We start from the raw sequence: 7826 nt of genomic DNA, 5'->3' as shown, positions 1-7826 counted from the left end.
GTCATGAACGAGAAGATCACCAAGGCCGTGTTTCCCGTGGCGGGGCTCGGTACACGCTTTCTACCCGCCACCAAGGCCAGTCCGAAGGAAATGCTGCCGATCGTCGACAAGCCGCTGATCCAATACGCGGTGGAAGAGGCGGCGGCTGCAGGCATCACGGAGATGATCTTCATCACCGGGCGCGCCAAGCGCGCGATCGAAGACCACTTCGACAAGGCCTATGAGCTGGAATCGGAGCTGGCGGTCAAAAACAAGCAGGCCTTGCTGGAGATGGTGCAATCGATCAAGCCGCCCGGCGTCGAATGCTTCTACGTGCGCCAACCTGAGACGCTGGGCCTGGGCCATGCCGTGCTGTGTGCGCAGAAACTGGTACGCGACGAGCCCTTCGCCGTGATCCTGGCGGACGATCTGCTGGACCACGAGCCGGCCGTCATGCGGCAGATGACCGAACTTTACGATCACTATCGCTGTTCGATCGTCGGTGTCGAGACGATCGCACCGCACGCGTCGCGTTCCTATGGCGTCGTGGCCGGTCGGGAATGGGACGACCGCCTGGTCAAGCTCGACGGCATTGTCGAGAAGCCCGCGCCGGAAGACGCGCCATCCAATCTGGGCGTGGTCGGGCGCTACATCCTCACGCCGCGCATCTTCGACCACCTGCGCCACCTCAAGCCGGGCGCCGGCGGCGAGCTGCAGCTGACCGATGCCATCCAGAGCCTGCTGGCCGAGGAGCAGATCCTGGCTTACCGCTACCGGGGCCAGCGCTTCGACTGCGGCAGCAAGCTCGGCTACCTGCAGGCCACCGTGGAATTCGCGCTACGCCATCCGGAAGTGCGCGCTGACTTTGAGGCCTATCTGTATGAGCGCCTTGGCGCCCTGCCCATGCAGGAGGGGGCGGCGGCCGACGCTGATCCATTGGTTCGCGACACCATGCCGCTGGACGTCGCCGCCTGACCTTCAACCCCCATCGGTCGTGCGGGTTTTCGCACAACCCGCGCGGCCGATTCCGGAAAACCGCACACTTCTTCTGTTTCCCGCAGATTCGGTTGTCTCCCGCAAAGCCCCAAGCCACGGGCGTTTGCGGCGCATCGCTGCGCCCGCAGCGTGCATGGAATGCTTCTTGAGTAAGAGCACCCACCCATAAACCGGCGGGCTCTCGACAGCGCCGCCGACAACGCTCCAAGGAGACACCATGCATCAGCCCCAGGCCGACGCGGTCCCGGGCGCGCTCGCGCCCACGCAATCCACGCACGAAACCTCCAGCGACGTCCGCCGTCGTCTGCGTTCCATCTTCTCCGGCTCGGTCGGCAACCTCGTCGAGTGGTACGACTGGTACGTGTATTCGGCGTTTGCGCTGTATTTCGCCAAATCGTTCTTCCCCAAGGGTGACCAGACCGCCCAGCTGCTGAACACCGCGGCCGTGTTCGCGGTCGGCTTCCTGGCGCGTCCGGTGGGCGGCTGGCTGATGGGCATCTATGCCGACCGCTACGGCCGCAAGCGCGCGCTGCTGGTGTCGGTTGTGCTGATGTGCCTGGGTTCGCTGATCATCGCGCTCACGCCGAGCTACGCGACCATCGGCGTCGCGGCACCGGTGCTGCTGGTGCTGGCGCGCCTGCTGCAAGGCCTGTCGGTGGGCGGGGAGTACGGCACCTCGGCCACCTACCTGAGCGAGGTCGCCAACAAGGAGAACCGCGGTTTTTATTCGAGCTTCCAGTACGTCACGCTCATCGCCGGGCAACTGGTGGCGCTGGCGCTGCTGATCGTGCTGCAGCAGTTCGTGCTGTCGCCCGCCGAGCTGGAAGCCTGGGGCTGGCGCATTCCGTTCTTCATCGGCGCGCTGTGCGCACTGGTGGCGATGCGCCTGCGTTCGAGCATGGAGGAGACGCAGTCCTTCACCGCGACCACGATGGAGAAGAAGAAGCGCGGCACGCTGGCCGAGCTTGCCAAGCATCCGCGCGCGGTGGCGACCGTCGTGGGCCTGACGCTGGGCGGCACGGTGGCGTTCTACACGTACTCGATCTACATGCAGAAGTTCCTCGCCAACACGGTGGGCCTGTCGAAGGACCAGGCGACGCTGGTGTCCGGCGCCACGCTGCTGCTGTTTGCCATGCTGCAGCCGATCGTGGGCGGGCTGTCCGACCGCATCGGCCGTCGCCCGATCCTGATCGCGTTCGGCGTGTTGGGTACGCTCTTTACCGTGCCCATCATGACCGGCATCAGCCAGACCACCAGCCCGTGGACGGCGTTCTTCCTGATCATGGCCGCGCTGGTGATCGTCTCGGGCTACACGTCGATCAACGCGGTGGTCAAGGCCGAGCTGTTCCCGGTGGAAGTGCGTGCGCTGGGCGTGGGCCTGCCGTATGCGCTCACGGTGTCGATCTTCGGCGGCACCGCCGAGTACATCGCGCTGTGGCTCAAGCAGGCCGGCCACGAGTCGCTGTTCTATTGGTATGTGACGGGCACGATCTTGCTATCGCTGTTGGTGTACGTGTTCATGCGCGATACTCGCAAGCACTCGCGAATTGAGCATTGATGGAACACTGATCCATGTCTCACCCCGATGGCCACGCCGACACCGCGCATCCCGCACACGGGCGCGGCTGGCGGCTGGCCGTCGCGCTGGCGATGGCGGCGTGCTGCGCGGCGGCAGGGGGGGGCGCGTATGCCATCGCCCTGCAGCGCTACGTCGCCACGCGCGTTGAAGAGGCTGGCCAGCGCACCACCTTCTACGCGCAGAACCTGCGCAGTACGCTGGCGCGCTATGAATCACTGCCGCGCCTGGCCGCACTCGAACACGTGCTGCACGTCGCCCTGCAGGCGCCGCGCCAGCAGCCGGATGCGGCGCTGCGGGGTGCAGCCAACGCCTACCTAAAGCAGGTCCAGAACGCCGCCGACCTGACCGCCGTCTACCTGATGGACGCCACGGGCCAGACGCTCGCGGCCAGCAACTGGGACCTGCCGTCGTCCTTCATCGGCCAGAACTACGCCTTCCGCCCGTACTTTGAAGACGCCATGCGCGAAGGCCTCGGCCGCTTCTACGGCGTGGGCAACACCACCGGCGAGACCGGCTACTTCCTCGCCGCGCCCGTGCGCGAAGGCAGTCCCGACCATCGGCCGATCGGCGCGGTGGCCGTCAAGATCAACCTCGATTCGTTTGAAGCGACGCTCTCGCGCAGCGGCGATACGGTGCTGCTGGTCGATCGCCATGGGGTGATCTTCCTGTCGTCGGTGCCCGAGTGGAAGTACCGCACGCTCGGCACGCTCAGCGTCGAACAGCGCGCCGCGCTCGATGCGACGCGCCAATACGCCCCGCACACCCTCACGCCGCTCGACGCGCAGGGCGAAAGCGTACCCGTTTCTGCGGACCATGCTCCGCAGACCGTGCGCGTGGCACTGCCCGGTAAATCGGTGTCGACGCTGCGTGCGCAGTACCGGCCGGTCGGCCTGCTCGGCTGGCAGGTGGCCGTGCTGATCGACCCGCGCGACGAGCAGCGCACCGCCCTGGTGGCCGGCGCCAGCGCCGCGTTTGCAATGGCGCTGGCGTTTGCCGTGCTGGTCGCGCTGCGCCTGCGCACGCGCCGCCGTGAGGAACAGCGCCGCGCCCGCGACGCCCTGCGCGAAGTCCAGCGCGATCTCGAAGCCCGGATCGCCCAGCGCACCGCCGAGCTGACCTCCGCCAACGCCGCGCTCGCCGGCAAGGTGGAAGCGCTCGACGCCGCGCAGCGCATCCTGCGCGAGACGCGCGACGCCGCCGTGCAGGCCGGCAAGCTGGCCGTGCTGGGCCAGATGGCCGCCGGCATCACGCACGAACTTAATCAACCGCTGACTGCGCTGACCACGCTGTCCGACAACGCCAACCAGCTCGCCGAGCGCGGCCGCATCGACGAGGTGCGCAGCAACCTCACGCACATCAGCCGGCTGGCCGAACGCATGGGCCGCATCGTCTCGCACATCAAGGCGTTCTCGCGCAAGGGTGATGCGGCGCGCGCGGCAGTGTCGGTGGACGAGGCCATCCGCCAGGCGCTGATGCTGGTGGAATCGCGCCGTCGCCAGGTGGGCGTGACCGTGGTGGCCGCGCCTGTTCCGGCCGACTTGGCGGTCTGGGCCAATGCCGTGCGGCTGGAGCAGGTGCTGGTCAACCTGATCCGCAACGCCATCGACGCGACGGCCGAGGCGCCGCAGTCTGCCTCTGCCGCCGTGCATGTCGGCGTGGAACCCGACGAGAAGTGGGTACGCATCACCGTGCGCGACTTCGGCGCGGGCATTCCGGCTGACGTGCTGCCGCGCCTGTTCGAGCCGTTCTTTACCACCAAGGACGAAGGGCAGGGCCTGGGCCTTGGGCTGGCGATTTCGCTGGCGATCGTCGAAGATTTCGGCGGACGGCTCACGGGCCACAATGCCCAGGACGGCAACGGCGGCGCCCAATTCATCATCGAGCTGGAACGCGTGGTGAAGCCGCACTAGTGAAACCGCATGCCTGACAACGTCTCTCCCGACCTGACCACCACCATCGACCACGCGCCCGTCTTCCTGATCGAAGACGACGACGTGGTGCGCCTGGGCTGCGAGCAAGCGCTCACCCTGGCGGATGTGCCCGTGCAATCCTTTGCCGATGCGGAGAGCGCGCTGGCCGCGCTCGCCACGCAGACGCCCGCCGTGGTCGTGACCGACGTGCGCCTGCCCGGCCGCGACGGCCTGGCCGTGCTGCGCGAGATGCTGCAGCATGACCGCCAGCTGCCCGTGATCCTCATCACCGGCCACGGCGACGTGACCATGGCCGTGGCCGCCATGCGCGCCGGCGCGTACGATTTCATGGAGAAGCCGTTCCACTCCGAGCGCCTGGTCGACGTGGTACGGCGTGCGGTGGAGAAGCGCAGGCTCACTTCCGAAAACCTGCGTCTGCGCGAGGCGCTGCAGGGTCGCCAGGCCTATCCCCTGATCGGCCAGAGCCCGGCCATGCAGAACGTGCGTCGGCTCATCACCGCGCTGGCGCCGACGGACGCCGACATCCTCGTCATCGGCGAGACCGGCTCCGGCAAGGAGGTGCTCGCGCGCGCCATCCATGAGGGCAGCCGGCGGCGCGGGCCGTTCGTCGCACTCAACTGCGCGGCGCTGCCGGAATCCGTGTTCGAGAGCGAGATGTTCGGCCACGAGGCCGGCGCGTTTACCGGCGCCAACCGCCGCCGCATCGGCAAGATGGAATACGCCAACGGCGGCACGCTGTTCCTGGACGAGATCGAATCGATGCCGCTAGCGCTGCAGGCCAAGCTGTTGCGTGCGTTGCAGGAGCGCAGCATCGAGCGGCTGGGCAGCAACGCGAGCGTGCCGGTCGATTGCCGCGTGGTGGCGGCGGCCAAGGTGGATTTGAAGGAAGCGTCCGATCGGGGAGCGTTCCGTGCGGACCTGTACTACCGGCTCAACGTCGTCTCGATCGACCTGCCACCGCTGCGCCAGCGCGCCGAAGACATCCCGCTGCTGATGGCCTACTTCCTGCAGCAGGCCGCGCTGCGCTACGACCGGCCCGTGCCGGACTGGTCTGCGCAGGACATGATGCGCTGGCAGCACCACGACTGGCCCGGCAATGTACGCGAGCTGAAGAACGTGGCCGAGCGCTTCTGCCTGGGATTGGACGATGGGCTGGTTGCATCTGAAGCGAGCCAGCACTCACTGGCTGGCCGCATGATGGCGGTCGAGCGCGCCACCATCGAAGAGGCATTGCGCGCCACCGAGGGCAATGTCGCCCGCGCGGCCGAGCTGCTGGCCGTGCCGCGCAAGACGCTGTACGACAAGCTCAACCGGCACGGCATCGTGCCGGAGCGCTTCCGCACCAACTAGTCCTCAAGGCGTCGTTACCGCAGCGACGATTCGCCCATCTTCTTGCCGCCCTGCGGCGGCCAGCACGTCGCCGCCAGCAGTACGGCAACGATGGCGTAGATCGCTTCTGTCACTACCAACGGCAGCACGTGCACCTGGTACAGCGCGGCCGGCAGGTCGGCCAGCGCATGCAGCAGCACGGCCAGCACCACGAGCACGAAGCGCCGCTGCCGCACCGCGTGCCACACCACCAGCGTGAGCGTGAACTGGATCAGCATCGCCGCGACACGCTCGGCCGCAGCGCCCGCCGCCAGCCACGGAGAGAGTTGCGCGAGCATCGCGTGGATCGTGCCGAGCATCGCCTCCGCCCCACTGGCCGCCAGGCGCGTCTCCAGCTCGCCCCGGTTGGCGGCAATGCCGAACATCACCATCTGCGCCTGCGATGCGGTGCCGACCAGCCACGCCTCGATGCCCGCGTGCCCCAGCGCATAGGCCACGGGCGTGGCCGCGCTGCCGGGCTTGCGTGTCAGGAAGCGCAGGCCGAGCCAGCGGCCGGTCTCCTCGAACAGCCCCGCCATCAGCGCGCCGTAGATGACGAAGAGGGCGGGTGCGCGCAGCCACTGCGCCGTTACCGGGTTGAGCTGCAGCAGGTACAGATGCAGCATGCGCTCGAGCACCAGCGCAAACACGATGAACACCGCCGCGCCCACGCTGATGTCGCGCCAGGCCAGGTCGAAGCGTCGGCGCAGCCAGAACCACGCGCCGATCGGCACACACGCCATCACGATGGCAGCGAGGGCATGGGCAGCGAGGGCGGTGAGCGGAACGACGGGCATGGGCGACGGGCGTGATTCGGGTTGCCGGCATCGTACCCGAGGCTGGATGGCGCACGGGCGCGGGTCTTGCGGCGCGGTTGTTACAATGCAGCCAGCGGCAGCGGGTGCCGCAATCATTGGCATGGCAGGACAGATGGTCGTGAAACGCATGATGTGGCGGTGGATCTGGGTATGTGGCATCGGGATCGGCGCCATCGGCATGGCGGCGCCTGCACGGGCCGCGCGCTGGCACGAATACCTCACCACGACCTCGGTGTCGGCCTCCATCGACCGCACCTCGCTGCGCTCGAACCGCACCGGCCACAAGACATTTCTTGCGCGTACCATGCTCAAGCGCGGCGAGCGCCGCAGCCATGGCGCCCGCTACCGGCCGGGCACGGTGATCCTGTCTCGCCAGGAGATCGATTGCCGTCGCCAGCGCATCCGCCTGATCGACTACGTGGTACGTGGCCCGGACGGCGCCACCCTCGACACCGACACCGCTGCCGGCGCGCATTGGATGCGCATCCGACCCGGCACGCTGGCCGCGCGATCGGCCAGCTACGTTTGCGCGCGTCAATAGCGTAAGCGCAACGTTGGCGCGGCCACCACGTGGCGTATGTCACCTCGACAAGCCCGCACAGACATAGCACCATGGAGGCTGCCTCCACCGTAGCAGGCCGGCCGAGGCCGGCCGATACCCGCTGACCGACCGATGAAGCTCACCCTCAAGACACGCGCGGCGATCATGTCAGCCGTCATCAGCGTGACGCTGGTGAGCCTGTTCGGCTGGTCGCAGCGCGAGCCAATCCGCCGCGACGTGATGGCGCAGATCAAGGCGCAGCAGACTGCGCTGGTCAAGGAATCGGCGGAAGACCTCAAGGAGCGGCTGGATACCTACCTGGGCGTGCTGGAGCGCACCGCCCGGCAGATGAGTACGGTCAAGTTCACCACGCCGGAGCAAGCCGACGCCTTCTACGCCTCCATCACGCCGATGAGCGGCCTGTTCGACGGCGTGTTCCTGGCCACCGCCGAGGGCAAAGTGACGGCGCTGTCGCCCTACCGCGAGGGCGTGATCGGCATCGACATCACCGATCGCGACTACTTCCAGCAAGTGACGGTCGTCGACCAGCCGACCATCTCCGCGCCGCTGCGCAACCGCGTGGGCGGCGAGCCCATCGTCATCCTGGCCGCGCC

Annotated in this window: 6 protein-coding genes and 1 pseudogene; 6 read left to right on the top strand and 1 reads right to left on the bottom strand. The window is 67.7% G+C overall.

Annotated elements, in window-relative coordinates; all coding sequences use genetic code 11:
- The first annotated feature begins 3 nt into the window (after nucleotides 1–3).
- From galU to QZ609_RS22030, 4 genes are all read left to right on the top strand, one after another.
- Nucleotides 4–954 carry a UTP--glucose-1-phosphate uridylyltransferase GalU gene (gene galU, locus QZ609_RS22045; protein ID WP_295499541.1) on the top strand — a complete coding sequence of 317 codons (951 nt, stop codon included), beginning with the start codon at nucleotides 4–6 and terminating at the stop codon, nucleotides 952–954.
- 238 nt (nucleotides 955–1192) lie between these two features.
- Nucleotides 1193–2533 (top strand): MFS transporter, encoded by a 1341-nt coding sequence (locus tag QZ609_RS22040; protein WP_295499540.1) that lies wholly within the window; start codon nucleotides 1193–1195, stop codon nucleotides 2531–2533.
- A gap of 14 nt (nucleotides 2534–2547) precedes the next feature.
- Nucleotides 2548–4464 carry a sensor histidine kinase gene (locus QZ609_RS22035; RefSeq protein ID WP_295499539.1) on the top strand — a complete coding sequence of 639 codons (1917 nt, stop codon included), beginning with the start codon at nucleotides 2548–2550 and terminating at the stop codon, nucleotides 4462–4464.
- A gap of 9 nt (nucleotides 4465–4473) precedes the next feature.
- Entirely contained in the window at nucleotides 4474–5835 is a 1362-nt protein-coding gene (locus QZ609_RS22030) for a sigma-54 dependent transcriptional regulator (RefSeq protein ID WP_295499538.1), read from the top strand.
- 14 nt (nucleotides 5836–5849) lie between these two features.
- On the opposite strand, the gene QZ609_RS22025 is transcribed toward QZ609_RS22030, so the two are convergent.
- A complete protein-coding gene (locus tag QZ609_RS22025) occupies nucleotides 5850–6650 on the bottom strand; it encodes a YhfC family glutamic-type intramembrane protease (RefSeq protein WP_295499537.1) in 801 nt (266 codons plus the stop codon).
- A 121-nt stretch (nucleotides 6651–6771) separates the two neighbouring features.
- On the opposite strand from QZ609_RS22025, the gene QZ609_RS22020 reads away from it, so the two are divergent.
- A complete protein-coding gene (locus QZ609_RS22020) occupies nucleotides 6772–7212 on the top strand; it encodes a surface-adhesin E family protein (RefSeq protein ID WP_295499536.1) in 441 nt (146 codons plus the stop codon).
- Between the two features lie 132 nt (nucleotides 7213–7344).
- Nucleotides 7345–7826: pseudogene (locus QZ609_RS22015) on the top strand (diguanylate cyclase); the annotation flags it as partial.

It is taken from the genome of uncultured Ralstonia sp. (assembly GCA_913056305.1).
Lineage (GTDB): Bacteria > Pseudomonadota > Gammaproteobacteria > Burkholderiales > Burkholderiaceae > Ralstonia.
Note: the sequence above shows the minus strand (reverse complement) of the source record. Positions and strands in the feature narration are given on the sequence as shown.